The sequence below is a fragment of the Cupriavidus sp. 05L411 genome, assembly GCF_056398045.1.
This window is the reverse complement of sequence record NZ_JBFTOQ010000001.1, coordinates 53,518-78,822: the sequence shown is the minus strand read 5'-3', so window position 1 is coordinate 78,822 and position 25,305 is coordinate 53,518. Positions and strand designations below refer to the sequence as shown.

Sequence of the window (25,305 nt, the reverse complement as noted above, 5' to 3'; positions counted from 1 at the left end):
ATCTCTGCCGCTTGTAGGACGCGCCCCTATACCGACGCCTTCATTCCTGATCTAAAACCCAGGCATCAGCATCCAAATCAGCATGGAGCCCATGATGCAACCAGGGGTAGAAGACACGCGCAACTTAGAGGAAGAGTTGGAAGACCTTGACGAAACGGAAAGGGCCATCGAACGCTCAGGCAAGCGCATTGAGGCACAGGAACAGCGCATTGCGCACTTGAAGATGGATGGCGTAAATAGCGAAAGCGCCGAGAAGCTGCTAGCTGACATGCGTGACAGCCTCAAACAACGCATCGTGCACCGCGCGCTTATCGTCAAGACCATCATGTGCCGGGCGTAAGGAACCCGCAGCGATGAGTCTGTTGATATGTACGCACTTTCCACGCTAGTTTTACTTGCGAGAGCAATGTGCGAAGCGCCTGGCGACGCGAATGACTTGCCGCATCGACGCCGTTGTGGCCAAGAGGACCAACCGGACCATTAAGCCTAAAGCATCCTGATTTCGAGTGCAGGAGTTCGCGACCTGCCCTCCTTCAGCGCCCGTGTCTACACGACAGCGAGCGCTTTTTTTTGGGCGGTGACGCGCAGGATGGAGGACGCTTCGAAAGCGTACCTGTACGGCCAGGCTATCGAGATAGCGTTACGCGGCACTGAAGGAGCGCGCTCGATGACCTCGAAGCGTGCGCTTATGCAGACCTTCCTTAACTCGACCTCAGCGTGAACGCCAGAAGCAGCACATTCACGATGAGCAAGGCGTACAGGATTGCCATGCCGGCGGAGATGGCCCGACGCCGTTCACGTTTTGGCGAGGCACGCCGATCTCGCTTGCGTTTCCAAAGCCAGGCCGCTCCAATGCCGACGGCGGCGAAGCCCGCCAGCAAACCTGACAACCAAACTGGCAACCAAACTGGCAACCAAACTGGCAACGAGCCTGGCAGCACCACGGCGCCAGAGGCTGGCTCGGGCGGGACTTGCCCGGTTCCGGGCAACGTCGGCGGGGCCTGAACGCCGGCGGGCGCCGGCGATGTCGGCTCGCTCGGCTTCGCGCTCTCGGGTACGGCAGCCAGCTGAGCCGACGGCGCCGAGTCTTGCGCCGGAGGTGCCGGCTCCCGCTTTGGCGGGACAGGGGCTGCAACGGTGGTGCTTGGCATAACGGTGGTGCTCGGCGCAACGGCGGGCCGTGCCGGCCTCATGCGGGCGGCGTCCCGCCACCGCCACCATTCATGGAACAGGCTATCAAGACAACGCACGGAGCCGCAGGCATCGCGCTTGCTGCGCCACGCGCGGACATCGGCATCGTTGGTGATGCCGCTGTGCAGCAGCTTCTGCTGTTCGGCATAGATGCGCTCGTAGCGCGTCGAAAGCTCCGCGTTATCGCAGACCAGGTGCTTGTTGCGCGGGCGCCCGTCGGTTGCCAGCGCACATCGCATCCCGTTGCCGTTTGGATCTTCGCAGCGGATCGATCCCGCGCTGGATGCTGACTTACAGTCGATGTCGGAGGCCTGCGCCCCATGCAAGGCAGAAAGGCCCAAGACAACGAGCACGGCCAGGTGTCCTATGACCCTGTTCATCACGGCTCCCCATCGACGCGGCCACATCGGCCTTGAGATTCAACATAGTCGATGGCCGCATGGGGCTGCAAGCGTACGATTGGCAGCGCGTGTTGTAGTGCACTTTGTTTGGCGCCGCCAAGCTGCGATGCGCGCGAAGTACCGTATCGATGCCGTGCGCCGCGCTGCCATCTTCACCCGCTGTGGCTAAACGGCCTGCCAGCCATCATCCATCGCCGCCCTCCCCCTCACCCGCATCGTCCAGCGCGGCCAATTCGCTCAGCACCAGTGTTTCATGCGCGAGCACGGCCGCGAGCGAGAGCAGATGGCTCTGCGTCTCTTCGGTGATGTTGCACAAGGAGCCGCCGGCGGCGTTCTCGACAGCCACCGAAAGCAGCGCGCTGAGTTGCGCGGTTTTTTCGGCGGCGAGGCTTAGCGGGCTTTCAGAAGGGGCGTGGGCCGTGAGGAAGGTGTCACGCCCGGCGCGCTGGGCGGAGATGTTGTAGTGCGGATACCTATGCATCGGGCGCCCTCCGTTGGCAGGCGCGCGGGCGCTGGCAGAGGATGGCGGGCTTGGGAGGTGAGATTTGCCCGGGACGGGCCAGCGACGACTGGGGCATGGGAGTGCCTCCTTTTTCACGCGGATTGATGGCGGATTGTTCACCTTTTTCCGCGGGCCGCTAAACCCGGTCGCTGTGGTTGGAACGACCTGCGCAGTATAACGGCACAAAGTACGCTCCAAACCACCCGCTACAAAAAGTCACACTGCTACACCATCAGCCGGTAAAAAGCACCAAATCGACGTGTTCCAGCCCTTTCCGGGCTTCAACCGCACCCTAGGCCAGCCGTTTCGCCAGCTCCGCACCGTGGGCAAAACCGGCCGTCTCCGCCGCGTCCGCCGTGGGGAACAGGTCCGTTACCTTGGACGATTCCAGCAAAGTCCCGGCGGCCCGGATGTTCGTGCCCGGGCGGCAGACCCGCACCGTGTACTCCCAGACCGTGGGCGTTCTCGGCCGCACCTGTACTTGTACTTCATGGGTCTCGAAAACCCGCTTCTTCCACGCGTATTCTTTGATCATGGCTGTCTCCGCTTTTATTGGAGAACCGCAACTTAGCCGGGCGAACGCTAGTCGTTCAAGCGCGCATCGCAAGCGTCATGGCGGTTGCGGGCTACCGTTGCGTTCTAACCATCATCGTATCAAAACACGCAATGTCTGCTCATCTCGTGCAATCCCGGCTTGCATTTTTGCCAATTGTGCAACACATGGCACGGCAACGCCACGCATGCCAGCCACTGGACAATCTGCCGGCGGCCAATCATCCTATGTCTCCCGCCCGCCCACGCGTGCGCCAGCCAGATTGCACCATGACGCTCCCTACCCTGCTGCTCTTCATCTTTGCCTCGGCCGTGACCATTGCCACCCCCGGCCCGACCGTGCTGCTGGCCCTGAACAACGGCTCCAGGCATGGCGTACGCAAGGCGTGCTGGGGCATGGCCGGGGCGCTCGCGGCCGACATCATCCTGGTCGTCACCGTGGCCGCAGGGCTTGGCGCCGTCATCGCCGCGTCCGAGGTTGCCTTCGAGGCGATCAAGTGGTTTGGCGCCGCTTACCTGGCGTATGTGGGGTGGAAGATGCTGCGCTCAGGCAAGGAGCCGCAGACAGCGCAGACGGTACGGGAGACCGTGCCGGATACGGCTGCGGTGCGGGGCCGCGTCCTGTTCTCACGCAGCTTCCTGGTGGCGCTGACCAATCCCAAGGCACTGCTGTTTATCTCGGCCTTCCTGCCCCAGTTCATCGAGACGAGCGCGGCGCTGCTGCCGCAGTACGCCATCCTGACGCTGGCCCAATGCCTGCTGAACCTGACCGTCATGCTGGTGTACGCGGCGCTGGGCGCGCGCATTGTGCACGCCTTTCGTGGTGACGGCATGCGCTGGCTGAACCGGCTGTCGGGCGGCACGCTGATTGCGCTGGCTGGCGGGCTGGCGTTTTACCGCCGCGCGCAAACCTGAGGCACACAGCACCGCTGCCGCACTATCGCGCTCAACCGAGCCAAACCATCATGCCGAAGCCCCAGATCCTGACCTATATCGACGCTGGCACCTCCGACGGGACCTCGCGCCTGATGCGGATGATCGGGCAGCAGTTGCTTCCCGGCGCGTACGAGATCCGGGCGGTCATGGCCGACGACATCCGGCAGGACGAGACGCTCTTTGATGATGCCGTGATGTTTGTCATGCCGGGCGGTGCGGACCTGCCTTATTGCGCAGCCCTGAACGGCGCACCCAACGCGCGCATCCGGCGCTTTGTCGAAGAAGGCGGTGCCTACCTGGGCATCTGCGCGGGCGCGTACTACGCGTGCAGGGAACTCGCCTTCCATGCCGGCACCAAAGGCGCCATCTGCGGCCCGCGCGAACTGAGCTTCGTGGATGCCGTCGCGGTTGGCTGCTTGCCCGAACTCACCCGGGGCGTCGCTTATGACGCAACGCCGCGGAGCACCGCGGCAGCAGAAATACGCACCACCCATAGCCTGACCCATGCCCCGATCACGCTGTATGCGCACTACCACGGCGGCTGCCGCTTCGACTTCGGCGATGCAACAAACCACGCGGCACAGATCCTGGCCGTGTACACGGGCCTGGAAGGCACCCCGCCCGCCATCGTGAGCGCCCCCGTGGGCAAGGGCTGCGCCATCCTCACAGGCATCCACCTGGAGATCTCGGACCGCGAGTGCAAGGACGCCCTGCGCGGACACAGCGACATGACGGCGCACCTGCACGTTTGCCGCAAGCTGGCGCAAACGGGAGAAGCCCGGCTGGCGGTGTTCCGCCACTTGCTAGCGCATGCCGGGTTGATGCTGGGCTGACTGGTTGATCGCGAACCCCACATCGCGCCCGGAAAATCTCAGGCCAGTAACAAACCGATTTCCGGCTCCGGGCCGCTTCGATCCGAGCGGTATCGCGCCCTGCCTATCGCAGCGCCAGGCGAAAGGCAGAAGCCATATTGTCCTGTTCCCGCTGCGACAGTTGCAGTCCGTTCGCAGCAATCCGCCACTGACCGACAACCCTCTTGAAGTCCTCGATGATGTCATCGGCATCGGACATGGAAACCCGGAAATACCCGGCCACCTCTCGTGCAAGCTCCAGATCCGGCGCGTTGTCAGCGTGAGTGATGTTCAGCGTCAAGCCATCGGCGATGGGAACAGGGTTCATGTCATAGGCTTCGGATAGCCGCCACCCCTTTCCTGGCATCAGGATGAATCCATGATTGCGCAAATGGTCATCGGTATTGGAGACAAGGATGTTGAAGACGATGCGTGACCAAAGCTCGCACAAATCCTCGCTGGGCTGCGCACCATGCCGGATGATCACTTCGGCCAATTCTAAATAGCTCGCGCCAGCGGCAGCGTCGTCGCCATCGACCCGACCGGTCATGGTCATGGCGGAAGCGAAATGCAGTCTCCGGCCAGCACTGGTGCGATCGAAGCGCTTGACCATGAAGCAGTGGTGGTCGCTTGCGAAGCGCTGCGCCATCCCTTTCGCTACCCGCAACTCGCACGCTGTAGCCAGGGCGTTCACGACCATCTCCCATGCGCCAACATCATGCTCATCACGGGTGCTCGGGAATTTTGCGATCCAGAGGTGGCCATCGCTGTCGGCCACGCTAGCCTTTGGGCGCGCACCGCCAAGAGAGCCCCCCGGGGCAATTAGCATCCGTAGCCATGCACGGCCATCCGCGGACGTGTTGTCCGGATCCGCCTCGATAGCACGGCTTGCACGCTCCAGATCGCGAAGCTCGGTGAATGGCGGGGCCGCAATACCATCGCGATTATCGAGAAAGCTCCCTTCGTCGTTCAGCCGGTATCGAATCGCACCGACTCGATAGCGGTCGTGCACGCCGAGCAGGTAGTCGGACTCAAAGAGCCTTGTGCCCTTGGGGAAGATGCCGTCGCGAACATCGCGCTCCAGCCGCCGCCTCATCAACACGCGCCCCCATCTATCAGGACACGAGTCGGCAAATACCCCGAACTTGTCGTGATGTTCTCCTGGAGACTGTGGGCCAGAATAGAGCCCGATGCGGGGATCAATCTGCAAGCGCCCCAATGCGGGATCAGCCAAGGCCGCCGGATCGTACTCGAACTCGAACAGCTCTGCTGCCCTTGCCTTCCTGGCATGCAACCAGCCAAGGCGCTTGGCGGATGCCAGGCCATCCCAGTCAGCGTAGACCCCGATCATCTTGCTCATCACTCGTGTTCCTCGTCCGCTGGCTTCTTTCTCCTTGGGGAGATCAAGGCAGCCAAGGACTCACTATTGACGGGAAGCGGGGTTGCTGTCTCAACTGGCCACCTGTCCTCTGGAGGGGCGACTGTTTCGTCGCGAGGCAGGCGCGGCGCAGCGGCGCGCTGGCTGGACGTGCGTCCTAGCAAACGGGAATCTTGCAGGCCTCTGCCGATCTCGTCCGTCTCCGCGATCTTGGCCAGGTCTTTCTCGACGCCCAACACCTGCATCACCGAAAGATAAGCGCCGATCGTTACGCCCGAACCACCGGCCTCAAGCGATCGCAATGTCATCTGAGACATCCCGGCACGCTCTGCCACCTGCTTGGCCGTGAGCTTTCTTCGCAGGCGAGCGAGCTTGAGACGTTCGCCGAACTCGACAAGCAAACGCTGGGTTGAGGGAAGGAGTGGCGCGGTTTTTTTCGCCATGGTGGCAATATTTCTACATATCCAGGCCGAGAATGCAAAAATAATAGCACTTTTCAGGAGCGATGCAATAAGGCAAATACTCCGGCCATCGTGCGTCCGTAGTGCAAGAATAATTGCATTTATGGCGCTTGACGCACATTTACTCCCTATTCAGAAAATCGAATGCCCGCTCAACGTGGTCAGCCACTCCAGCGCCTGCACCCCGGCCAGCGAATTGCCGCTGTGGTCCAGCCCTGGTGACCAGACGCACACGGCCCACCTGCCGGGCAGCACCGCCACAATGCCGCCGCCCACGCCGCTCTTGGCCGGCAAGCCCACCCGATAGACAAAATCCCCCGCAGCGTCATAGGTGCCGCAGGTCAGCATCAGGGCCGACAGGCGCTTGGTGGGGCTGGCGTGCAGCACGCGCTCGCCGCTCCACGGCACCACCCCGCCATGCGCCAGGAACAGCGCCGCGCGCGCCAGGTCCTCGCAGCTCATGGTGATGGCGCATTGGCGGCAATAGGCGTCGATGACCTTGTCCACCGGCATCTCAAGGCGGCCAAAGTCCTTCATGAAATACGCCATGGCGCGATTGCGGTCCGCATGCTCGCGCTCGGACTGCGCCACGCGCGGATCGTAGTCGATCGCCGGGTTGCCGCTGAGCCGGCGCAGGAACTGCACCATGGCGGTCTCCGCCTGGACAAAACGGCTGCACAGCACGTCGGTCACCACCAGCGCGCCAGCGTTGATGAACGGATTGCGCGGCTTGCCTTGCTCGTACTCCAGTTGCACCAGCGAGTTGAAGGCATTGCCGGAAGGCTCGCGCCCGACCCGCTGCCACAGGTCCTCGCCCAGCAACTGGAACGCCAGCGTGCAGGCAAACAGCTTGGAGATGCTCTGGATGGAGAACGGCACCGCGGCGTCGCCCACGCAATGGCTGCGGCCATCGGCAAACACCAGCGCCATGCCGAAATGCGTGGCGGGTACCTTGCCGAGCTCGGGGATGTAGTCCGCTACGCGGCCCTGGGTGAGCAAGGGCGCGATGTCGCGGTGGATGCGTTGGAGGATGTGTGCGTAGTCCATGCCGGGCCCGAAGAAACGTTGCTGGCAACATCCTACAGCCCGGCGGGCCCCGCCGGCACTCCGCGCGCCTTGGCGCGGCTAGTACTAAGCTGGCACCGGCCCACCCCGGTCCAGCGACGCCGACACCCCCACTGCCAGCAGCGCCAGCGCGGCCACCGCCGCACCCAGCCACGGCAGCTGGGTCAGCGGCAGGCCGGCGCTGATCATCAGCCCGCCCAGCCACGCGCCGGTGGCGTTGCCCAGGTTGAACGCGCCCTGGTTCAGCGTGGACGCCAGGTTGGGCGCGCCCTTGGCCTTGTCCAGCACGCGCACCTGCGTGGCGGGCACCACGGCAAAGCTGACCATGCCCCACACAAACAGCGTGAAGAGCGTCGGCACCGGAAAATGGCTGGTCCACGAGAACACCAGCTGCACCACCGCCACCGCGGCCAGCAGGCTGGCCAGCGCGGGCATCAGCTTCCAGTCGGCCAGCTTGCCGCCGGCCAGGCCGCCCACCGTGATGCCGGCCCCGAACAACAGCAGCACCATGCTCTCCTGCTGCGCGGTGAAGCCCGTGACGTCACGCAGGATGTAGGCGATGTAGGTGAACACGGTGAACATGCTGACCGATGCCAGCGTGCTGATCAGCAGCGCCAGCTGCACCTGCGCCGCGCCGATGGAGCGGAACTCGCGCAGGATGCTGCCGGCCTGCATCGGGATGGCCTTGGGCAACCAGGCCACCAACGCAGCCGCGGCGGCCACGCCGATCACGGTAACGGCCCAGAACGTGGAGCGCCAGCCCAACGCATGCCCAAATGCGGTGCCAAACGGCACGCCCAGCACGTTGGCCACCGTCAGCCCGGTAAACATCAATGCCACCGCCTGCGCGCGCTTCTCACGCGGGACCAGCTCCGCGGCCACCACCGCGCCAATGCCGAAGAACGCCGCGTGGCAGAACGCCGTGACCACGCGCGCGGCCATCAGCAATGCATAGTTGGGCGCCAGCGCGCACAGCGCATTGCCGAGGATGAACAAGCCCATCAGCCCCACCAGCGCGGTCTTGCGCGGCCACTTGTTGGTCAGGATGGCCAGGATGGGCGCGCCCACGGCCACGCCGATGGCATAGCCCGAGACCAGCATGCCGGCAGCCGGCGCGGAAACGCCAAGATCGGCGGCCACATCGGGCAACAGCCCCATGATGACGAATTCGGTGGTGCCAATGCCAAAGGCCGCGGCAGCCAGCGCGAGAAGCGGTAATCGCATGATGTTGTTATTGAAAAACGAGAGAGAGATCGGTGAAGCTTGCGCGTGCGGTGCGCACAATCGGCGCAGAGGGACGGCGCGCGCGCCGTGGCGGGAAGAACGGCAAGCCACGTGCGGATGAGCGGCGCATGTCCGCGCGCCGGCACGATCGCGCAAGTGCCGCATTTTGCGCCAATTTCGCGCGGCGCGTTGGCGGGCGCGCAAAAAACCCTGCGCCCGGAGCGGTCGCAAGGCCATAGGCTACGCAGTACTACTCAGCGTCTGCGCCCAATCGCCCGCAGGCATTGCGCAGTACTACGCAAGCCCGCTCAGAAAAACACGCTGCGGATCAGCGGCGCGGCCAGCACGCTGACCAGCCCCGCGATCATCATCACCAGCGATGCCACTACACCCTGCACTTCACCCAGCTGCCTCGCCTTGGCCGTGCCGGCACCATGCGCTGCGGCGCCGAAGATTGCGCCTTGCGCCAGCCGGCTGCGCACCGAGGGCAGGCAGGCCAGCACGGTCTCGCCAATCGCCATGCCCGTCAGCCCGGTCATGACCACAAAGATCGCGGCAAGATCCGGCGGCCCGCCGAGCGCGCGCACCGCATCCACGGCAAACGGCGTGGTCACCGAGCGCACCGCCAGCCCCTTTTGCAGCATCACCGGCAAGCCAAAGCCGCGCGCCAGCCAGACCGAGCTGAGCACCGACGTCACCACCGCTGCCAGCACGCCAACCGAAATCGATAGCCAATGCTGGCGCACCAGCGCACGGTGATCGTAGATCGGCAATGCGAAGGCGATGGTGGCCGGGCCAAGCAGCCACATCAGCCAGCGCGTGTCGGCGATGTAGTCGCGATACGGCACATGCGCGGCCAGCACCAGCGCGATCAGCACCACCGGCGTGGCCAGCAGCGGCATCAGCCACAGCCGCGCACGGCGCGCATAGAGGCGCTTGTTGATGTAATAGAAGGCAACGGTTGCCACCAGGCTCAGCGCCGCCAGCATGGAGTCATGCATGGTGCTGCTGCCGGTTGTGCGTGGCACGGCGCGCGCGGCGCGCCAGCCTGCGTTCGAGACGGACCACCTGCTCCACCACCAGCGCCGTCACCACCATCACCGCGAGCGTGCTCAAGGCAATCACCGCGCAGATCCGCCAGCCCTGATGCCGGACCAGTTCCGGATACTGCACCACCGCCAGCACCGCCGGGATAAAGAACAGCAACATCTCGCCCAGCAGCCAGTTTGCCCCGCGACGCACCCAGCCACCGCGCACCGCCCCGCTGAACAGCAGCGCGGCCAAGGCCAGGAGCCCAAGCAAACCAGCCGGCAATGGCAACCCCAGCCGCCCGCGCAGCCAGTCCGCCAGCAGCCACAGGGCCGACAGCGCCACCACCTGGGCCAGCGCGATGGCGCCAGTGCGCAGGCGGGCACCGGGCGGCTGCGGCAAGGTCGCGGAGGTGGAGGTGCAAGTGGATGAAGTGACAGTAACAGCGCGTGGCATCGGAACATTCAAGCAATGGCGCCACGCACGGCGTGGCAGTGATGCTAGTGTACGAAGCGCACTTCGATATATAAAATGAATATAAATTATTGATTCGATGCCATATTGGAATGGCAAGCCGTGATCACCCACGCACGCCACATCCGAGGAGCCCCCATGGATATCCGCGCCCTGCGCTATTTCGTGGAAGTCGTCCGCCAGAACGGCTTCACCCGCGCCGCTGAAACCCTGCATGTGACCCAACCGACCATCAGCAAGATGGTCAAGAGCCTGGAAGACGAACTCGGCGGCCCGCTGCTGCTGCGCGAAGGCCGCACGGTACAGCTCACCGACGCCGGCGAGGTCGTTTTCGCCCGCAGCCAGTCCGTGCTGGCCGAAGTGGCACGCCTGCGCCAGGAAGTCGCTGAGGTAGACGGCATGGCGCGCGGCGAGCTCAAGGTAGGCATCCCGCCCATGGCCGGCCGCTACCTCGCCCCGGTGATCGGCGCCTATCGCCGCCAGTACCCCGGCGTAAAGCTGCGGCTAAGCGAGCAAGGCGGCCGCGCGCTGGAAGAAGGCGTAGCCACGGGCCAGCTCGACCTCGGCGTAACAGTGCTGCCCGCCGCCGTAGCTGGCCTGGCCAGCCTCACCGTGACCCGCCAGGCACTGGTCGCCGTATTTCCCGCCGAGCGCGCACCACGCCGTGCCGGCGCGGTCCGGCTAACCGACCTCGCCACCCTGCCCTTCGTCATGTACGAGGACGACTTCGTGCTGTATCGCGTCATCCTGGACGCCTGCGAAGCCGCCGGCTTTACACCGCAGATTGCCGGGCAGAGCCGGCATTGGGACTTTATCGGCGAACTGGTCGCGGCCGATGTGGGCGTCGCCATCCTGCCTGCGCCAATTGCCGGGCAGCTAGACCCCGAGCGGGTAGCGCTCCGGCCCCTGGTTGTACCTGAGCTGGTGTGGGAACTGGGGCTGGTCTGGCGGGAGGGGTATTTGTCGCGAGCCGCACGCGCCTGGCTGGTTTGTTGTGAGGAGGCGTTTGGGGCGGAGCAAAAGGATGCGATATGAGCGGTTGCGTTGGGACTAGCAGCTCTTGGCCGATGGCGCGCAAAGGAAACAAAGGGAAACAAGAGGAAACACAATGAAGCTCACCAGCAAAATCTCCCACTATGACAGTAGATGGCCGGCTCTTTTCGCCGCCGAGAAAGCACGCATCGCGAAGGGCCTTGGCACGGAACTTGTCGGTATTTATCACGTCGGAAGCACCGCTGTTCCAGGACTTGCGGCCAAGCCAGAGATCGACCTCTTGATTGAGGTCTCAGAACATCGCAACGAGCCAGCCCGAGACAGTTTCATGAGCGCACTGGGTTACGTTCGGGGAAGCGATCTGTCAGCCGGGCACCATTTCTATCGTCGCGATATAGATGGGGTGCGAACGCACAAGGTACATGTATGTGTCAGTGGCCACTGGCAGATTGAGAGAATGCTCCGATTTCGCGATCTTCTTAGGAGCGATCCCGCCATTCGACAGCAGTATCAGGATTTGAAATTTGAGCTCGAAGCCAGCAACCGCGGCGGCATCGCCGAGTACCTTGCGAAGAAGGCCCCCTTTATTGATGCCTTGATGGGATCGCGTCCGAGTTCAGCAAAGTGATAATGGCGCAGGTGCCATTCTGCCGGCCCGGACTTCGACCGCTCATGTGGCGGCTGATCGAAATTGGCAGCACTTGGAAGCGCAAGGCGGGTGGGCCAAGACCGGATCTCTACCAACTACGCCAGTCCTGGGCAAAGCGATGAAGCCTGCCGCCATCGGAGCTGCCTTATCCGGAATTGGTAAGATGCAGCCTGGCAACCAAAGCAGAGTCTCAACCCGTGATGTTCGACAAGCGACCGGAATTTCGGCGTCCGGTAGTGCGCCCCTATCGGGCCACCAGTTGGCGTGGAATGGCTGACACAGTATGCAGCGTACTTGTCAAAGGTTTGAAGGTCGTCGGCATTCCCATCTTCTTGGTCGTGACTCTGGCTTCTGGCAGGAGCGATCTTCCAAGTGCGCGCACGGTATGGCGCGGCGCCGTCCTTGCGATCGTAGTGGCCCTGCTCTTGTGGGTGGCCTATTACATAGGCCTACTGCACTAGCGGCCCGCATGCACTCCCCATCCCCTCGCCGAACGGCCGTTCCCGGGTAGAGCCATGCAGTTCGGCTACCGTCCTCAATCAACATGGCCAACTTTGGCATGGAAATTTGGTCGAGTCGCGAATCGCAAAGCTCGGCGTAATCTGTCCACAGCCAGTGCATTCCTTCAGCGCCTTTCAAGCTCCTTCGGCGCGAGTACGGGGTTGTTTCGGCGGACCGCTCAAGCTGACCTAGTTAGCGCTCCGATTCGCGCACGAATCTCGCGTAAAGCCGATTGAAAGAGAGGGTGGCATTGTTCGGGCAAATCCCGCTGCAGCGGGTGCCAATAAAATGCAAACGTGTGGCCACCGTCGTCGCTAAGAACGTATCATGAAGACCGGTGTGTTGTGATAATCTGTTTTAGGAGCCACCCGTTAACCGAGCCGATTTCGCTTCAGAATTGACGGTCTATGGCAGTCCGAATGCGTGAAATTGCCCTTCCAACAACAAAGAAGTTCTAGATGAGTGCGAAGCCATATCTCCACCTCTGCAGACAGACTGAAGATGACGGCGCGTACCAGCCTGATTGGCCAGGAAATGCGCGTCTGGTCGAATTCACACTTTCATTGGCTGAGGATGCCCATGATTTGATGCAATCTTCCTACGCCATGGGTGGCGGTCAAATTTCAGAATTTCGACCGTGGCTGGACACACTTCTCGCCGATGCAGAATACGATCCTGCTCTAGTCTTTCCAGTGCTAGATAACTGTGGGCGAATGGTTGCGTTCGCCCAGTGCTGGAGCAGCGGTTTCATCAAAGACCTCGTCGTTGATATCGATCGGCGTCAGCAAGGACTTGGGGAAGCCCTGCTACGCCACCTGCTGATGACGTTTAGAGAACGAGGGGTGAAACGTGTGTGCTTGAAAGTCGAGTGTGATAACCCAACCGGTGCTGAAAGGTTGTACAGACGACTTGGATTTGACACCGCACTCGCATGACCGTCCCGATATCCTTCGCCTCCGGACACATTGATCATAGCCGGAAGATGACGATGGTGACCTGAGACCCATCTTCCCTCCAGATTTCAGGAGAGTCTTGGGTTTTTCAATCTGGCCTTATGTGGCCTGTTTTTCCAGAATGATTTTCAATGCGAATTCGCTGGGGGTGATGTTGCCCAGCGAAAAGTGTGGTCCGTTTCGGTTGTACAACACGAAGACAGAACACCCACGGGACCGAGGTTCGCGAGCTGTTGTATACGTGGCACCCCTGGTTCGGGAGGTTGGTACACGTCCATGAGGTTCTGTCGAAAGGAACGGCTGTTTCCCGCTGCAGCCTCTCTGGCTCCTCTTCTGGTCGACTTCTTGAAGTCCCAGCATGGATGTTCGACCGCTCCGTGAGCGGATATTGGCGCGGCCTGCCGGTTCCGCACGTCAGCCTCGCCGACCTGCATGCTTTGGGAAAGTTACTGGACGACGCCGATACCTCATCACAATCTGCCGTGATGGGCGCAGCATTGATCTCTCACGACATAGTTCTGAAGCTCACTCGCGCATCCCTTCGGCGCGGACGACAATGCCTCGCCCCCCTCCCCAGCGTACGGCATCGCACAGACTCCCGCTACAGCGGCACGTAACATACCTTTTCGGCCCCCCGGCCCATCAGCCGGCAGAGAAGTTGCACCGCCGATTCTGCCAACGCTGATGTTTGCCATTGCCATCAGGAGTAGCCATGACGACAGAAGCTGAGAAGAAGCTGTGGGCAGAGTTCGACGATATCGCATCCAAGAGCGAGAATGAAGACGTTCAATCCATAGTCAGGGCCATCAAGCTGCATGCGCAAGTGATGAGCCTTCGGCTCGGTGCTCTTGAGGCGAACGCAAATAGCTCGGCCAAGCATCCAACAAAGTGACGCGGCCCGGTGCGATCGCCTCGTGCCTGGCACGGCAGGCCCTTGCACTGCCCCATCGACACCTGCCTCCCTGGGCTTGCACAAGAAACCCATGCAAATGCACACTAGCGTACCGACCTGATCCCTGTCCGCGCCCATTGTTGGGTTAGATGCCGATCCGACAAGCATGGAGTCCTTCGAGATGGATGCAAGCCCAATCTCGCAATCTCGACGTCACAGATTGATGAGGAGGAGCAACTCGGCCTTTGCGCGGACGAAGCGAAGGCGATAGCAAGGCGACTGAATGAACGCCCGTGCAAGACGCTAATTCGATACACCGGCTGAACGATTCCATCAAGCTGTTGCATCGACGGGTTGAATCTGCCACCAACGACGGCCATCCGCTCGAGCTACTCTCTACGCAAAGCCCAAGTCAATCCGGGCTCAATTCGAGCGCTGCTGCCGGTGCCGATTCAACTCGCTAAGGTATGAGCCAGGTATTTGCTTCAATTCTCCATCTGGTCCGAGTACCCCGATGAATGTGTTGTCTACGGCAACTTGGAGACCCGATGGCACCGCGAAGAACTTGACCAAATCTGGCCGGTCAACACCGAGTTGATAGAGCGAGGTTTTGAAGAAGCGTGTCGGGTCCTGTGAGCCAGCGTTGTCATCCAAGTCTGTGAGCCACCAGCCAGAGTCCGTGTCCTGGACGGGTCCGCGCGTCAGCAGTATTCGGCTTGCAGTCTTGTAGTTCACGTGCACGACAGCGCTCTGGCGCAGCGAAGGAAAGTCAGGATCCACCTGGGGCGAGAGACTTTGAACCATATCTTTCTGATGGCGTAGGTGCATCAGCGTGCTGTCAATCGCGTCAGTGAACTTCACGGGGACAACCTTCATATCGGGCTCCATCACCCGTAGATATCCGGCCGGCCCCTCTTCGAGCATCGTGAGCATCCATCCGACTTGCAGGCTCTCACCGCCTCGGAATCTCTCGCCGTCGGCAACCCGCTGTTCGAGAAATCTTAGGAACCAATTGAGGTCTTCCGTCGGAACCACGCTGTTTGAGACCCGAACCTGAAATTCCGGATGATTGAACCGCTTGCAAGCTGTAGTCGCGTAGACCGCAGCGCCGTTTGGTTGCTCCTGAGGTACCTTTGAGCCGAACGACGAGAACGGTAAGCGAAGACGCATGATTGCCTCTTTTCAGGTGACTGGTGACCCGACAGATACTGATGGGCCGCAGCCGAAAGGCCCTTCCTGGCCGGATTCGCCGGCAAACGAGACCTCCTTGATCACTGCATCGGAATCGATGAACGCCGAAACCTGAGTCGCGGCTGATGGCATCAGCATCTGATACTCGTCACTCAAAAATTCCGTGACCTCGACTTCCGACCATGGACCGAGCGACGCCGAATAGTCGCAGAATTCCTCCTGGATCTCACGCCATGACAAGTAGGGCTTTCTCGACAGAAGTATTCTCGTGCCCGCGTAAATGATGTGGATAAACGCCATGGATAGTCGATACTCGATGTGCACTATATCTGTTCTTGGCCGCAAGCGGTCTTCTCAAGCCGCGACGCCCACTTCAAGCAAGCGCCGCGCAAGCAATGCCTGCGAGCGATTGGTGAGGTTGCACAGCAACTTCATCATGCCCGGCTGCGCCAACACTTCTGTATGCGCGGGACTCGGCCGCGTCCAGCTACTCCCTTCCGTAGCAAGCCATATGTCAATAGCCGAAGCCAGATCCTCACGAGTTCGTTCATCCGGCTCGCATAGCTGCCCCACAAAGGCGATGCAAACCAGATAGTCCCATTTCTCGCGCCTGGCAATCCTCAGCGCCGTGATGTGATCCCCGTATTGCCTGAGCATGCCGCGTAGCTGGGCGAGCGAGACAAAGGCGCCCTGCCTTACGCACAGAAAAGCGGCAGTCCTGCGAACCCGGCGAGATGGGTCTTGCATGGCGCGAGCGGCGATATCGTCTTTGGTGGACGGCGCGAGCTTCGCCATGAGAATCAGGGCCTGCGCGCGCACCTCCACGTGCGCCGATCGTGTGTGCTGCCCAATGACTGGCAACGCCTCTTTGCCTTGCAGCTCCCCGAGTAGAGACAACACCGCTCTGATCTGTCCGGGTCTCAGGCGTCCCGAATCCAGGGTGTCGACGCAGTGACGCAAGACATCAAAGCCGCGCTGCATCAGCCACCGCGCCGTGCTATAGCGCAGGCTTCCCTGGGGATCAAGGAGCGCGCGCTTAGCGAAGTCCATGGCAGCGGGGTCGTCTTGCTCAAGGATGGACCGCAGGGCGGCGCGGCGCACAGGCCCAAAGGTAGATGTCATTGCCAGTTCAATGCAACGCTGCTGCTCCGCGTGCGGAACCTTGTCGATCAGATTTGCTGCCTGACGGGCAAGAACAATATCGCCGGATGCCAAGCCAATCCTAACCAGGTCGACGATAGACTGGAGCCCATGATCGAGGCAAACGGCAAATGCGGCGCGGCGCAGCCTCATATCCGTGCTGGACAGTGCGCCGGAGATAGCTGCGCTGCCGCCTGCCTGGACAAGCCGCTGTTCGAACTTGGCAAGCCAGGGGCCATGATCGGTGCGCATTGCCTGGGTCAGGCTCCGGAGCTTCGGTAGCAGCGGCGCGAAGAGTTCGGCCGGCGTCGTCGCAAGCAGTGTGAGCAGCCCATCTCCGGCGGCCTTGCGAACCTGGGGCACCCAGTCGTTCAGGCGGTCTGCGATGGGCGCAAGGAATCGCGGGTCGCCGATTTCCACGCACCGGGCAATGCCTGCCTCCCTTACGTAGCCGGAATAGTGACAGATCGCCTCCGCCAGCAGTTCGCGATCATCCGTGGCCGCGATCCGCGCGAGCGCGGCCCGAAGAGGAACCGGATTGCTCTTGGGGAAGTAGATTGTCTCGTGCGGTGCATCCGCAGGAGGCCGTAGGCAGAAGATCTTTGGGATCAGACTCATTTCCGTTCAATCGTAGGTTTGTTGACAAATTCCCTGCCTCACAACTCGGTTTTCTGCAAGGAAGAGGCCCTGTAGATTCCCCTGCGGTGCCTGCGGACGAGACCAGCATCAAAAATGCCAGAACAAGAAAACGAACGTTCATCAAAATAATCGGAGTTATTCCGGACAAGTTTCTGTAGCTTGCTAGTTCCAATCCGAGATTGAACCGGTGTCTTTGCCGATCGAGCCATCAATACTGAAACACCAACTGCAACCCTGCCGTCACACCCGCCGTATGAAACGCCGCCGGCTTATAAACCGGCATACCCAAGAACAAGTCATACGACACCGCCCCCAGCTTCGACCCCAGCCCGCCTCTCAGCCCGATCACCGCACCCGCCAGCTGCGTACCCACCAGCCCCTCGGTTGACGGCCCAAACACGCGCCCATAGTCCAGCCCCGCGTACAGCGCCTGCCCGCTCCCGCCCAGCGGCGCCTGTAGCTCATTGCGCCAGTAGAAACCGCGCTCCCCCGCCAGCAGGCTTTCGCCATCGAAGCCGCGCACCGTGTACCGGCTGCCGATGGTCAGCGCGTCGATATAGAACAGCCGGTCATTGGTGAACTGCCCGCGGATGGTGGTGACATAGCGCAGCGATTGCTCCGCCAGCTTGAACGGCACCGACAGGTTCGCATCCAGCACGGCCATGCGGTAACGCCAGGTGGGGCCGCCCAGCTGGGCCAGCGTATCGGGCTGCGCGCCAAGGCCGGCCACGCCCTGGCGGTAGGCCAGGCTGCCGTCGAACTGGGCGGCGCCGAAGTAGTGGCGATCGGTGATGCCCACCTCCACCACCGTGTTGTTTCGCCGCTGCTGCTCGATCTCCGTATCCTCGATAAAGCTCTTGCCAAAGCGCTTGGACAGCCGGAACTGCAAGCCAAGCACATCGTTCTGGCTGCGGCTGAGCACCCGCTGCAGCTTGAAATCCACCGTCTGTGAATTGCCGCTGGAGACAAAGGTCTGGTTGACGCCGGCAATCTGCTGGTAATAGGTGCTGGAATACGCCGACACCGTGCCCGTCCAGTAACCCCACGGCACCGAGTAGGAGCCGTTCCAGCCATGCGTGCCGTGGCGCCGGTCGCCAAAGGCCAAGTCCTGGCTGTAGCCCACGTTGAACAGGTCGTTCAGGCCCAGCGGGTTGTCAATGCCCACGCTCAGGTTGCCCTGCAGCTTGCCGGTGGAGCGCGTGCCCGAGTTGTCCATCGACGCCACCACCGTCCACGGCTTGGTCCGCTTGACCGCGATCACCACGTCGCTCTGGCCCGGCACGCTGGTGGGCACAACCTGCATGTCCACATCCTGGCTGGTCACGCGCTTCATCTGCTCCAGGCCTTGCTCCAGGTCCCGCAGGTTCAGCAGATCGCCGGGGCGCGCGGGAAACGCGCTCTTCCACGTGCCCCGGAGATCCGGCTCGGCAAAGCGCAATTGCCCGATCACGCCGGGGATCAACGCCATGCGCAGCGTGCCGGTGCTCAGGTCCTGCTCGGGCAGCAACACGCGCGTGGTCACATAGCCCTGGCCAAGGATGACGTGCGACACGCCCTTGGCCAGCATGTCCACGCCCTGCTTGCCGATGCAAGCCCCCTGGTAGTGATCCAGCCACGCACGGGCAAAGGCGAACGGATCCTGCGGCAAGGCGGACGCGCCGCGCGCATGCAGCGCGGGCGGCAGCTCCGCCGGGACTTCAAGCACAAAGCGCTCGATGCGAAAGCACGGCTGCTCAACCGGCAACGCGGGAAACCCCTCCGCCGACGGCTGCGCTGCCCGCACGCCCGGCGCCTGGACCGCCTGGGCGCGTTCGCGGGCTTCCTGCTGCTGGCGCACGCGCTGCTCCTGTTCCGCGCCGGAGAGGATGGCGGCCTGACCCGGATTGGCGGGAGGCACCTGGGCACGCAATGACGTGCTGGTGTAACCCGCACCACCCGCTACCGAAAGCATGGCGGCAATCATTTTTCTTCTGATCTGCATGAAAGCTTGAATTTGCGTGACCAAGCGTCACGGCATGTTTGGCACCTGCGCGCCGCTAACCGCTCACGCCATTAATCGAAACCGATGCAGGTAAAACCCCGCTGGCGCGGCTCGACCCGCTTGATCTGCACCGGCTTGACATCCGTCTCGTCCGTCTCATCGAACACCGCGATATGGCAGTAAGGCTTGTTCGCGCTCACCGCCTGCTTCCAGATGGAAACCTTCGCCGACTCCTCATCCGGCCCCGGCCGGCCATGCGCGACGTACTTGTGACCCGCCTCCGGCTTGAACCGGACCATATCGCGACAGCGATGAATGCCCGATGCACCGTCAATCGCAATCACCAGCGGACGCGCGGCACGCACGCGGATGCTTGGCGCAGCGGACTGCGTGTTCAGGATGGCATCGCCCTGGTAGCAGCCCTTCTGGTTCACTTGCGGAATGGTCATGCTGAAGCCGCCGGTTCCGTAAAGCTCGGCGGACGGATCGTCGGGGCCGAGCGGCGGCGCGAGCGTGGAAACCGATGTGCAGCCGGCCAGCAGGGCTGGCAGTGCGAGCATGGCGAGACGAGAGAATTGACCCATATGGCGACTTCTTTATATTGGCTTGCTGACAACACCGGGAAATGCCCCCCCCGGATACGACGTCCAGCCAAGGGGGCGCGCACTCTGCGTTACGCACAACGCCCGCGACCTCAGCCCGACAAGACATCAACCCCAGAGGGCTACTCCACGCTAGCCGGAGCAACCGCAGAAGCCGGCGCGGCTTCCGCCGCCGCCTCGGCAGCCTCCTTAGGCGGCGCCTCCTCCTTGATCACATAGGACGGATCGGCAACCCAACGCCCCAGATCCTTCCCGATGGCAACGGCAGTACGGTCAAGGATGGAGCACGTCCCCTTGAAGCCACCCCACATCCCCCCCACCGACCACCGGTTGATCTTGGTATTGCGGATCACCTTGCCGCCTTCAAGTAGATCGGCAGCCACAGTGATAGCTTTAGGGCCAGTCCAGGCACCGCCGCCAACACCCAGGATGTGGGTGATCTGCAGCCGGAGCACCTGTGCACCGTTGGCATCGCCCGTGGACGCGACCGTGCCGTCGCCGGTCTTGTTCCGTTTGCGCAGTACATCGCCGACGCGGGTCGTCAGCATGTTCTCGATCTGGCATTCGGACTTGACCTGGTCGACTACGCTGGCGCCCGGAGCGTAGGTGACTGGGGTTTCCAGGAGAACTGGGCTGGCTGCGAAAGCGGTGGTGGTGGAAAGGCAGAGGCCGATTAAAAACAGATGCTTCATGATTTTGTTTTTAGATAAAATTGAATTGCATGTAGCTCTATGCGCCAACGTCTGATTACGATCGGCATACTCAATGGCCCATGCGCCGCCATATCGAAATTACGCGCGAAGAACGCCACCCCCTCTCGGGGAAATATATTTTTCCGCTACATCTATAACCTACCGATCGTATCCTCCCCCTCATCATCCCAAAAATTTCCAGGTGGCGCATAAACCCCGCCTATCAATATAGGACACCACCCGTAATCGGAATAGAAAAATGAAAGATCCATGATTTTGTAGAGCCCCATCTGAATTTCACTCAGCGTCACCATTCCGTGCTTGTAGTGGGTAAAACTCCCACCAGCACCCGCTACAGCCCGCTCTTCAAGCAACTTACGACCCCATCCATCAACGACGCCGACCACGTCTTGAAGAGGCGATTGAAAGACGACTTCAAACAGCGACCCGGATACACGGCACAGGCATGGAATGTTCTTCTGCCTGATCAGGCTCAGCGAAACTAGGTTTTCTGCGAACTCAATTTTCAAATTCATAATCATGCTTCCCAAGGAGTACCGATGGAGAGGTATTACTCAAATACTGCGCGTCGTTCCCGCATCCGTCTCTGACCTTGATACCTTTGCAAAATCAATAAATTATGACCCACAAACGGCTATTCTTTCGAAAACATCGCTTTCAAATGCTCGGCCAATCCACATAGATCCGCATAAGCCAGCGACCCGAAGTCCGGATATTCGTCCTCCACATACTGCTCAGCAGGAACCCCGACCTCTCGCGCCATTTCGGATACGTCAATAACTATTTCTGGGCAAATCATCCAATTGATGGTTCCTGGGAACGAATCCCGACAATGGCCCACCATTACCCACTTGACATTCCCCTCAAATTCTTCTACAGCTGACTTAATTTTTGATATTATTTCAGGATTTTCATCCACAAATCTAAAACTAGTGAAAGGCGGAACTTTAGATCGATCCTCACTTATTGGATCTTGATCTTTGAATTTGAAAATCGGATATCTTGACTCAAATCTTTGCCAAGCCAGCGGACCGAGCTCTTCAATAAAGTCAAGTAACTCCCGTCCTTGCTTTGTATCGTCGGGTCCCATTGCCGCAGCCTTATTAAATTGTTAGAAATGGTTATCCCGCCGTGATCAATACTCTGCAAATTTTGCACTCACCCAAATGGAATATATTTTTTGAAATACGATAATCACAGCACAGGATTTACCCGATTACTCTTAAAATTAATTCACGATTCCCAGGCATATCATTAAAATACCCTTCACTCACCTCAATCGAGGCTTCTGAATATTTCCAACTCAATCACGGGATAAAATACCCTTTAGATCCTTGGCTGAGTATTCCTCCTGACCAGTTAGGACACCTGAATCATTGTAGACAATAGAATCGGCGTAACTACATAGTGCGTATGCAACAACGCCCGCAAAATCCCACGACCACCTTGCTGTTACTCCAGCCAACCACGTCCATTCCTTATTTCCCGTGACATCGGGAGTGGTCTCAAAAAATGAAACCCAGCACCTCTCACCGGAACCGACGTCCTCTACGAAGACAAAATTGTCTTTCCAGTTTTCATCGGCATCAGACGATTTAGCACTGTATACATTTGGCACAGACCTCCCAACATCGGAGAACCCGAAGGCAATCAAATCAATAATCTCGTTGAGCCCCGACGGAACCGCATGAAGGGGGATAAAGATACTATTTGCCATACCAGCCACCTTTCACACCTGTTATTCTTGACCACCTCACGTGCAGTTACTCAAACTAGTTCAATTTCGGCTCGACCATGAGCAATGCGATAAAATCATTAAATTCTGGTTCCGACGTTCCATCGCTGCAACGAAATTTAATCTTTTCTGCATTGCCCTCGACGATCATGCCAGCGTTACCGATCCAAGCCTGAGTCACCCCGTCAACTCGCCACACATTCCAAGCCTTCAAGACTGTGTCCGAGGCACTTGAAATCTCCAGATCAACAACATCTGGACTGGTGTCTTCCCATAGAACGATGTCCTTCTGCTTCTGGCCGGCGACAGCGATGTGACCACGATCAACCTTTAATCTGAGCCCTTGCACTGGAATGTTTTTTGCTGATATTCGCTCCACACGGACATGCCATTTCCCCGCCGCGAGAGGTAGCCGATAAATTGGCACCACAACCATATCACCCAGAATTACTGGCTGTGCCTTTGACTCTTGAAACAACTTGGCTAGCGTTTTTGGATGCATAATTTCTAGTATCCATGTCTTCTAACTTCTATAGAAGCGCCGGTCATGTTCTAACATGAAGGCGCATGCACGAGCTGATGCACGCGTAAGACTATTCTGGGCGCCTTCCTCCGTGACAACTACCATCCTTGCTTACGAATATGGGCCAGTTTCCAACAACAGAATGATCAATATCACCGGTTTCGACGAAACGGCGCGTTTGATACGGGAAATACCGATCCCCCATCGGCCTCCAACTATCTCAGTTGCCCCACGCCATCCAAGTTGACGTTCTATCCTTTCGCGCAACTCGATTTCCGTCGGATTCCCATTAATCATGGCTGTCATTTTGGCAACTTCGGAACGCACATTGTTCCCCGAGAAGTAATCTTGACAACGGACCGGACTCCGGGATGTACGTTATCTGGACATAGACTCATCCACTGCACCTATGATCTTCGTTGCCAAGCGGCCCCACCTGGACAGCTAGGGGAAAAGAACCAAAGCCCCCCATCCATCTCGGCATCGGTCTTAGGAAATGCCTCAAGGAATCTCCGGATTTGATCGCTTATGTCCCCGTCGATTGAAGATTGAGTCCCCAACCTTATCAAGACAATGCGCCCTTCCCTCAATAGGCGCTCCAATACCCACAGAAATGCGTCCCGTCGATTCTCAAATGTGCTCAGATCAAGAGGCAAGAATGGGCTACCAAATGGCTTCGAGAAATAGTCCCATATGGCGTCGAGCTCCATGTCCTCGCATCCATTAGCAATAAAGTCGTACTCCGCATCCGACAGCATGAATCCTCCTACTTGAATTTGATTTCGATACGTGGCCGAGGAACAACCGCCTGGATCAATGGATTATTGATGACGTCCACAGTCCGCCTAGCCTGATTTCCACTTGTACCCACCGTTGAACTTGAAACAGATCTTAAGTTGATCGTCGTGCCGTCAGCCAGCGTCGTCGTCCAAACCTGAGGCGGGTTGCCCTTCGGGCTCAATGCCCCCCCCAGTCAGGTGATCAACGAATGCGCGCGCTTGAGACTCAAGCTGCGTATTCGGCAAACGGCTAGTGTCAAACACCTTCGTAGTACCAGCCTTGTTGCTATCCGCAGTTGCAGTGTATCTTTAGCCATTCAGCGAAATCTCGTTCACTGGGCTGGTCTTGTCAAAAAGATCTGCGACGCCGCTCATGTGGCCTTGTTGCCCGCCGCCGGCTGACGTACCAACAGAATTAGCCGGCTTACGGCCCCCGGTCACACCGGCAATCGCACCTCCTCCGGTACCGAAGGAGGCGCCGGACACCATCGTAGTGTCTAGTGCGTCGACTAGAGTACCCTTAGTAACGGCGTTCTCTAGAGCAATCTGTACTTGCTCTGCACGTCTCAACGCTGAGAACTCATCCGTTTTGTTCTGCGAACCTAGATTTGTCAGATAACTCTCGCAAGACGGCACGCCACCGCACAAGAAGACTGCGTCATTCCGGTCAAAACCACCACCACGCCGCTCCTCCGGGCTGACTTCCATGCAGCGCACCAGACGTGTTGTATCCAAACACCCCTATCTGCTAAAAGCGGTCATGCCGCCCAGCCCTCTAACGCATGCGAATACTGAGCGTGGGCCTCGCCCAGGTCATCATATTTGAACAGGGGCCCCTCGGTATTCGCAAAGTACCATCGATAGTTGTCATGAACCGGCGGGACTGCTTCCCCGCGCTCAATATCAGCAAACACGTAAGTCATAAAGCCCAAAACCATCTCTACATCCTCATCAAACTTTGCATAGCGGCTCAACAGAGCATGCAGTACCCGCGCGCTCTCTTGCAATTGCTTGATCTTATCTATGTTTCAACTGAAATTCGATACCAGTAATTTATAATAAAATTTCCTCTCATTGCGATTTGTTTTAACTTGAATCTATCCAATATTTTTCTTTACCGACTCCAAATAGAGTCAGGCATCAACGAATGGGTGTGTCGCTAAGATCTTGGCTATTTCTACAGCCGCTATCTTTCCCAAATTTTCGTCGATCACTTGCGATAAGCCTTGCTTCTTAGCGAAATATATTCGTCTAGGATCCAGCCCTTGGATCCGACTCTGCAACTCGTACCTAAACACAACGTTCGAACAGACACGCTCAAAAAACCAGAACAGGATATCGCCCCTCAATCTGCGCTAACCATCACCGAACCTCCTTAAGATACCTTAACGGGCTCCGGCCACCCCTCGAGCACATATCCGTTTTTTTACACCATCGGCATCACCTGCTGCACGATCTGCGCCTGCAGCCTGTTTGCCTCCTGCTGCTCCTTCACCTTCTTCGCATCGAAGATCTTATCGAGAGCCTGGTTAGCGCCTTCCTTTTATGAAGCAACCAAGCTTCCATCTGAAGCCACCCATATTAATCCCGGAACTTCGTAAAAATACATTGTCAGATCCACATCATTCTCACTTGACACATTCACAGGCCACTTCTCTCGTAAAAAATCTACAATTTCTTTTGGGCTCGCCTTCCAGTGCGAAGCGGGATCATCTATTGTCAACTTTGGCTCTGGATTACCTTGAGATACATAACAATCGGCGCCAGGGGAAATGAATTTTATCCTCCCCTTAACCAAAAGATCTTCAATCAGCCAAAAGAAGGCGTCCCTTTGCTCATCAAATGAAAACCCAGGATTTCTACCCCCAATAGCACTGAATAAGGATGAAATCCAAAGCCCAAACGCATCACCGACTATTTCATCTGAATTTTCCAGAGTTTTCATAGAAC

30 protein-coding genes are annotated in these 25,305 nt (G+C 59.4%); 7 read left to right on the top strand and 23 right to left on the bottom strand.

What is annotated here, in order from left to right:
• Positions 1-82: 82 nt before the first annotated feature.
• Positions 83-340 carry a hypothetical protein gene (locus AC1DQR_RS00325; RefSeq protein ID WP_416052276.1) on the top strand — a complete coding sequence of 86 codons (258 nt, stop codon included), beginning with the start codon at positions 83-85 and terminating at the stop codon, positions 338-340.
• Positions 341-701: 361 nt separating this feature from the next.
• Here the strand turns inward: AC1DQR_RS00325 and AC1DQR_RS00320 are convergent, their stop codons facing one another.
• From AC1DQR_RS00320 to AC1DQR_RS00310, 3 genes are all read right to left on the bottom strand, one after another.
• Complete coding sequence (locus tag AC1DQR_RS00320; protein WP_477132313.1) at positions 702-1,571, bottom strand: lysozyme inhibitor LprI family protein; 870 nt, start codon at positions 1,569-1,571, stop codon at positions 702-704.
• A 205-nt stretch (positions 1,572-1,776) separates the two neighbouring features.
• Entirely contained in the window at positions 1,777-2,073 is a 297-nt protein-coding gene (locus tag AC1DQR_RS00315; protein WP_416052274.1) for a hypothetical protein, read from the bottom strand.
• Between the two features lie 313 nt (positions 2,074-2,386).
• Complete coding sequence (locus AC1DQR_RS00310; protein ID WP_150990685.1) at positions 2,387-2,629, bottom strand: hypothetical protein; 243 nt, start codon at positions 2,627-2,629, stop codon at positions 2,387-2,389.
• 287 nt (positions 2,630-2,916) lie between these two features.
• Here AC1DQR_RS00310 and AC1DQR_RS00305 point away from each other — a divergent pair, with 287 nt between their 5' ends.
• Together AC1DQR_RS00305 and AC1DQR_RS00300 are read left to right on the top strand one after the other, a co-directional pair.
• The gene (locus tag AC1DQR_RS00305) at positions 2,917-3,561 is read left to right on the top strand and encodes a LysE family translocator (protein WP_416052273.1); all 645 of its coding nucleotides are present in this window, start codon (positions 2,917-2,919) and stop codon (positions 3,559-3,561) included.
• A 50-nt stretch (positions 3,562-3,611) separates the two neighbouring features.
• Complete coding sequence (locus AC1DQR_RS00300; RefSeq protein WP_416052272.1) at positions 3,612-4,415, top strand: BPL-N domain-containing protein; 804 nt, start codon at positions 3,612-3,614, stop codon at positions 4,413-4,415.
• 103 nt (positions 4,416-4,518) lie between these two features.
• On the opposite strand, the gene AC1DQR_RS00295 is transcribed toward AC1DQR_RS00300, so the two are convergent.
• From AC1DQR_RS00295 to AC1DQR_RS00270, 6 genes are all read right to left on the bottom strand, one after another.
• Entirely contained in the window at positions 4,519-5,793 is a 1,275-nt protein-coding gene (locus AC1DQR_RS00295; protein ID WP_477132312.1) for a type II toxin-antitoxin system HipA family toxin, read from the bottom strand.
• Positions 5,793-6,254, bottom strand: coding sequence for a helix-turn-helix domain-containing protein (locus AC1DQR_RS00290; RefSeq protein ID WP_477132311.1), 462 nt, complete (start codon positions 6,252-6,254; stop codon positions 5,793-5,795). Before AC1DQR_RS00290 ends, AC1DQR_RS00295 begins: the two co-directional genes overlap by 1 nt.
• Positions 6,255-6,404: 150 nt before the next feature.
• Entirely contained in the window at positions 6,405-7,319 is a 915-nt protein-coding gene (locus AC1DQR_RS00285) for a glutaminase (RefSeq protein ID WP_416052269.1), read from the bottom strand.
• Between the two features lie 84 nt (positions 7,320-7,403).
• Positions 7,404-8,561 (bottom strand): MFS transporter, encoded by a 1,158-nt coding sequence (locus tag AC1DQR_RS00280; protein WP_416052268.1) that lies wholly within the window; start codon positions 8,559-8,561, stop codon positions 7,404-7,406.
• Positions 8,562-8,869: 308 nt separating this feature from the next.
• Positions 8,870-9,562, bottom strand: coding sequence for an LrgB family protein (locus AC1DQR_RS00275; RefSeq protein WP_477132310.1), 693 nt, complete (start codon positions 9,560-9,562; stop codon positions 8,870-8,872).
• A complete protein-coding gene (locus tag AC1DQR_RS00270) occupies positions 9,555-10,046 on the bottom strand; it encodes a CidA/LrgA family protein (protein WP_477132309.1) in 492 nt (163 codons plus the stop codon). The genes AC1DQR_RS00275 and AC1DQR_RS00270 overlap by 8 nt, the downstream gene beginning before the upstream one ends.
• Before the next feature lie 156 nt (positions 10,047-10,202).
• Here AC1DQR_RS00270 and AC1DQR_RS00265 point away from each other — a divergent pair, with 156 nt between their 5' ends.
• The 4 genes from AC1DQR_RS00265 (at position 10,203) to AC1DQR_RS00250 (ending at position 14,052) form a co-directional block, all read left to right on the top strand.
• Positions 10,203-11,099 carry a LysR substrate-binding domain-containing protein gene (locus AC1DQR_RS00265; RefSeq protein WP_477132308.1) on the top strand — a complete coding sequence of 299 codons (897 nt, stop codon included), beginning with the start codon at positions 10,203-10,205 and terminating at the stop codon, positions 11,097-11,099.
• Positions 11,100-11,172: 73 nt separating this feature from the next.
• Complete coding sequence (locus AC1DQR_RS00260) at positions 11,173-11,685, top strand: GrpB family protein (RefSeq protein ID WP_477132307.1); 513 nt, start codon at positions 11,173-11,175, stop codon at positions 11,683-11,685.
• 980 nt (positions 11,686-12,665) lie between these two features.
• Positions 12,666-13,142: a GNAT family N-acetyltransferase gene (locus AC1DQR_RS00255; RefSeq protein ID WP_253931412.1), complete on the top strand. Its 477-nt coding sequence runs from the start codon at positions 12,666-12,668 to the stop codon at positions 13,140-13,142.
• 730 nt (positions 13,143-13,872) lie between these two features.
• Positions 13,873-14,052, top strand: coding sequence for a hypothetical protein (locus tag AC1DQR_RS00250; protein WP_477132306.1), 180 nt, complete (start codon positions 13,873-13,875; stop codon positions 14,050-14,052).
• A gap of 423 nt (positions 14,053-14,475) precedes the next feature.
• Here AC1DQR_RS00250 and AC1DQR_RS00245 read toward each other — a convergent pair whose 3' ends face one another.
• From AC1DQR_RS00245 to AC1DQR_RS00180, 14 genes are all read right to left on the bottom strand, one after another.
• Positions 14,476-15,222 carry an immunity protein Imm33 domain-containing protein gene (locus tag AC1DQR_RS00245; RefSeq protein WP_477132305.1) on the bottom strand — a complete coding sequence of 249 codons (747 nt, stop codon included), beginning with the start codon at positions 15,220-15,222 and terminating at the stop codon, positions 14,476-14,478.
• A 12-nt stretch (positions 15,223-15,234) separates the two neighbouring features.
• Positions 15,235-15,543, bottom strand: a complete 309-nt coding sequence (locus AC1DQR_RS00240) for a hypothetical protein (protein ID WP_477132304.1) — start codon at positions 15,541-15,543, stop codon at positions 15,235-15,237.
• A gap of 54 nt (positions 15,544-15,597) precedes the next feature.
• On the bottom strand, positions 15,598-17,001 hold the full coding sequence (locus AC1DQR_RS00235; protein ID WP_477132303.1) for a HEAT repeat domain-containing protein: 1,404 nt from the start codon (positions 16,999-17,001) through the stop codon (positions 15,598-15,600).
• 229 nt (positions 17,002-17,230) lie between these two features.
• A complete protein-coding gene (locus AC1DQR_RS00230) occupies positions 17,231-19,003 on the bottom strand; it encodes a ShlB/FhaC/HecB family hemolysin secretion/activation protein (RefSeq protein ID WP_477132302.1) in 1,773 nt (590 codons plus the stop codon).
• A 71-nt stretch (positions 19,004-19,074) separates the two neighbouring features.
• Positions 19,075-19,563, bottom strand: coding sequence for a hypothetical protein (locus AC1DQR_RS00225; RefSeq protein WP_174427842.1), 489 nt, complete (start codon positions 19,561-19,563; stop codon positions 19,075-19,077).
• Positions 19,564-19,727: 164 nt separating this feature from the next.
• Positions 19,728-20,297, bottom strand: coding sequence for a hypothetical protein (locus tag AC1DQR_RS00220; protein WP_416052258.1), 570 nt, complete (start codon positions 20,295-20,297; stop codon positions 19,728-19,730).
• A 152-nt stretch (positions 20,298-20,449) separates the two neighbouring features.
• Positions 20,450-20,833, bottom strand: coding sequence for a hypothetical protein (locus tag AC1DQR_RS00215; protein WP_477132301.1), 384 nt, complete (start codon positions 20,831-20,833; stop codon positions 20,450-20,452).
• A 119-nt stretch (positions 20,834-20,952) separates the two neighbouring features.
• A complete protein-coding gene (locus AC1DQR_RS00210; RefSeq protein WP_416052256.1) occupies positions 20,953-21,408 on the bottom strand; it encodes a hypothetical protein in 456 nt (151 codons plus the stop codon).
• A gap of 213 nt (positions 21,409-21,621) precedes the next feature.
• Entirely contained in the window at positions 21,622-22,035 is a 414-nt protein-coding gene (locus tag AC1DQR_RS00205; protein ID WP_416052255.1) for a hypothetical protein, read from the bottom strand.
• 55 nt (positions 22,036-22,090) lie between these two features.
• Entirely contained in the window at positions 22,091-22,555 is a 465-nt protein-coding gene (locus tag AC1DQR_RS00200) for a hypothetical protein (RefSeq protein ID WP_416052254.1), read from the bottom strand.
• A gap of 1,109 nt (positions 22,556-23,664) precedes the next feature.
• Positions 23,665-24,063 carry a hypothetical protein gene (locus AC1DQR_RS00195; protein ID WP_416052253.1) on the bottom strand — a complete coding sequence of 133 codons (399 nt, stop codon included), beginning with the start codon at positions 24,061-24,063 and terminating at the stop codon, positions 23,665-23,667.
• A gap of 50 nt (positions 24,064-24,113) precedes the next feature.
• Positions 24,114-24,329, bottom strand: coding sequence for a hypothetical protein (locus AC1DQR_RS00190; RefSeq protein WP_416052252.1), 216 nt, complete (start codon positions 24,327-24,329; stop codon positions 24,114-24,116).
• 159 nt (positions 24,330-24,488) lie between these two features.
• Positions 24,489-24,704: an Imm63 family immunity protein gene (locus AC1DQR_RS00185; protein ID WP_416052251.1), complete on the bottom strand. Its 216-nt coding sequence runs from the start codon at positions 24,702-24,704 to the stop codon at positions 24,489-24,491.
• A gap of 194 nt (positions 24,705-24,898) precedes the next feature.
• Positions 24,899-25,300 (bottom strand): hypothetical protein, encoded by a 402-nt coding sequence (locus AC1DQR_RS00180; RefSeq protein WP_150990732.1) that lies wholly within the window; start codon positions 25,298-25,300, stop codon positions 24,899-24,901.
• Positions 25,301-25,305: the final 5 nt, after the last annotated feature.

What these genes read in the sequence shown, in the direction of transcription:
- AC1DQR_RS00325 (WP_416052276.1), top strand. Translation starts at nt 83, where the DNA reads ATGGAGCCCATGATGCAACCAGGGGTAGAAGACACGCGCAACTTAGAG.
- AC1DQR_RS00320 (WP_477132313.1), bottom strand. Translation starts at nt 1,571, where the DNA reads ATGAACAGGGTCATAGGACACCTGGCCGTGCTCGTTGTCTTGGGCCTT.
- AC1DQR_RS00315 (WP_416052274.1), bottom strand. Translation starts at nt 2,073, where the DNA reads ATGCATAGGTATCCGCACTACAACATCTCCGCCCAGCGCGCCGGGCGT.
- AC1DQR_RS00310 (WP_150990685.1), bottom strand. Translation starts at nt 2,629, where the DNA reads ATGATCAAAGAATACGCGTGGAAGAAGCGGGTTTTCGAGACCCATGAA.
- AC1DQR_RS00305 (WP_416052273.1), top strand. Translation starts at nt 2,917, where the DNA reads ATGACGCTCCCTACCCTGCTGCTCTTCATCTTTGCCTCGGCCGTGACC.
- AC1DQR_RS00300 (WP_416052272.1), top strand. Translation starts at nt 3,612, where the DNA reads ATGCCGAAGCCCCAGATCCTGACCTATATCGACGCTGGCACCTCCGAC.
- AC1DQR_RS00295 (WP_477132312.1), bottom strand. Translation starts at nt 5,793, where the DNA reads ATGAGCAAGATGATCGGGGTCTACGCTGACTGGGATGGCCTGGCATCC.
- AC1DQR_RS00290 (WP_477132311.1), bottom strand. Translation starts at nt 6,254, where the DNA reads ATGGCGAAAAAAACCGCGCCACTCCTTCCCTCAACCCAGCGTTTGCTT.
- AC1DQR_RS00285 (WP_416052269.1), bottom strand. Translation starts at nt 7,319, where the DNA reads ATGGACTACGCACACATCCTCCAACGCATCCACCGCGACATCGCGCCC.
- AC1DQR_RS00280 (WP_416052268.1), bottom strand. Translation starts at nt 8,561, where the DNA reads ATGCGATTACCGCTTCTCGCGCTGGCTGCCGCGGCCTTTGGCATTGGC.
- AC1DQR_RS00275 (WP_477132310.1), bottom strand. Translation starts at nt 9,562, where the DNA reads ATGCATGACTCCATGCTGGCGGCGCTGAGCCTGGTGGCAACCGTTGCC.
- AC1DQR_RS00270 (WP_477132309.1), bottom strand. Translation starts at nt 10,046, where the DNA reads ATGCCACGCGCTGTTACTGTCACTTCATCCACTTGCACCTCCACCTCC.
- AC1DQR_RS00265 (WP_477132308.1), top strand. Translation starts at nt 10,203, where the DNA reads ATGGATATCCGCGCCCTGCGCTATTTCGTGGAAGTCGTCCGCCAGAAC.
- AC1DQR_RS00260 (WP_477132307.1), top strand. Translation starts at nt 11,173, where the DNA reads ATGAAGCTCACCAGCAAAATCTCCCACTATGACAGTAGATGGCCGGCT.
- AC1DQR_RS00255 (WP_253931412.1), top strand. Translation starts at nt 12,666, where the DNA reads ATGAGTGCGAAGCCATATCTCCACCTCTGCAGACAGACTGAAGATGAC.
- AC1DQR_RS00250 (WP_477132306.1), top strand. Translation starts at nt 13,873, where the DNA reads ATGACGACAGAAGCTGAGAAGAAGCTGTGGGCAGAGTTCGACGATATC.
- AC1DQR_RS00245 (WP_477132305.1), bottom strand. Translation starts at nt 15,222, where the DNA reads ATGCGTCTTCGCTTACCGTTCTCGTCGTTCGGCTCAAAGGTACCTCAG.
- AC1DQR_RS00240 (WP_477132304.1), bottom strand. Translation starts at nt 15,543, where the DNA reads ATGGCGTTTATCCACATCATTTACGCGGGCACGAGAATACTTCTGTCG.
- AC1DQR_RS00235 (WP_477132303.1), bottom strand. Translation starts at nt 17,001, where the DNA reads ATGAGTCTGATCCCAAAGATCTTCTGCCTACGGCCTCCTGCGGATGCA.
- AC1DQR_RS00230 (WP_477132302.1), bottom strand. Translation starts at nt 19,003, where the DNA reads ATGCAGATCAGAAGAAAAATGATTGCCGCCATGCTTTCGGTAGCGGGT.
- AC1DQR_RS00225 (WP_174427842.1), bottom strand. Translation starts at nt 19,563, where the DNA reads ATGCTCGCACTGCCAGCCCTGCTGGCCGGCTGCACATCGGTTTCCACG.
- AC1DQR_RS00220 (WP_416052258.1), bottom strand. Translation starts at nt 20,297, where the DNA reads ATGAAGCATCTGTTTTTAATCGGCCTCTGCCTTTCCACCACCACCGCT.
- AC1DQR_RS00215 (WP_477132301.1), bottom strand. Translation starts at nt 20,833, where the DNA reads ATGAATTTGAAAATTGAGTTCGCAGAAAACCTAGTTTCGCTGAGCCTG.
- AC1DQR_RS00210 (WP_416052256.1), bottom strand. Translation starts at nt 21,408, where the DNA reads ATGGGACCCGACGATACAAAGCAAGGACGGGAGTTACTTGACTTTATT.
- AC1DQR_RS00205 (WP_416052255.1), bottom strand. Translation starts at nt 22,035, where the DNA reads ATGGCAAATAGTATCTTTATCCCCCTTCATGCGGTTCCGTCGGGGCTC.
- AC1DQR_RS00200 (WP_416052254.1), bottom strand. Translation starts at nt 22,555, where the DNA reads ATGCATCCAAAAACGCTAGCCAAGTTGTTTCAAGAGTCAAAGGCACAG.
- AC1DQR_RS00195 (WP_416052253.1), bottom strand. Translation starts at nt 24,063, where the DNA reads ATGGAAGTCAGCCCGGAGGAGCGGCGTGGTGGTGGTTTTGACCGGAAT.
- AC1DQR_RS00180 (WP_150990732.1), bottom strand. Translation starts at nt 25,300, where the DNA reads ATGAAAACTCTGGAAAATTCAGATGAAATAGTCGGTGATGCGTTTGGG.